This is a genomic window from Bartonella sp. AP57NXGY (assembly GCF_042195805.1).
In the GTDB taxonomy this organism is placed as follows: domain Bacteria; phylum Pseudomonadota; class Alphaproteobacteria; order Rhizobiales; family Rhizobiaceae; genus Bartonella.
The window spans coordinates 1-539 of the sequence record NZ_JBHIOZ010000681.1 but is presented as its reverse complement, the minus strand read 5'-3'; the positions used below and the strand labels follow the sequence as shown (position 1 = coordinate 539).

Here is a 539-nt window from a genome sequence, read left to right as displayed (position 1 = left end):
GCAATTTGCGTTGCTGTTGAAATATTACCCTGCGCTGATAAAAAGGTAAGTTGAAAATTTTCACCTTGCTTATAACCATTTGCTGCAAGCACATCTTCCACACCTTTACGAACAGCATCCGCAGCAGGATGGACCATAATTTGCGTTATTGCAACTTTAACGTGTTTAACTTGGTCATCGGCCTTTGCAACACTGTTCATCATAAAAACAGTTGCAATGATAACCCCTAATATATTTATTCTCTTCAACATTATATTCCACCCCTCTCCATGCAAAAATTAAAAAAGGAATAATTTATTACTGAAGAATTTTCTAAAATCAATCTTTATTTCATTTTATTTAAACATGGACAAAATAAATCAAACTAAAATGATATTTTTTTGTTGCAATTCGTAGAAGCCTACGCCATACAGACAAGACATATATCGAATCGGTAAGCGGGTGTAGCTCAGGGGTAGAGCACAACCTTGCCAAGGTTGGGGTCGTGGGTTCGAATCCCATCGCCCGCTCCATTGAATTTTGTATTTATTCGTTCTTGT

The 539-nt window shown here is 36.9% G+C and carries 1 protein-coding gene and 1 tRNA gene; one reads left to right on the top strand and one right to left on the bottom strand.

The features are described 5' to 3' along the window. On the bottom strand, window positions 1-251 hold a 251-nt coding region (locus ACFIL8_RS12630; protein WP_375690128.1), incomplete at its 3' end, for an ABC transporter substrate binding protein. Between the two features lie 186 nt (window positions 252-437). Between ACFIL8_RS12630 and ACFIL8_RS12625 the strand changes: the two genes are divergently transcribed. After that, window positions 438-512, top strand: a tRNA-Gly gene (locus ACFIL8_RS12625). Window positions 513-539: the final 27 nt, after the last annotated feature.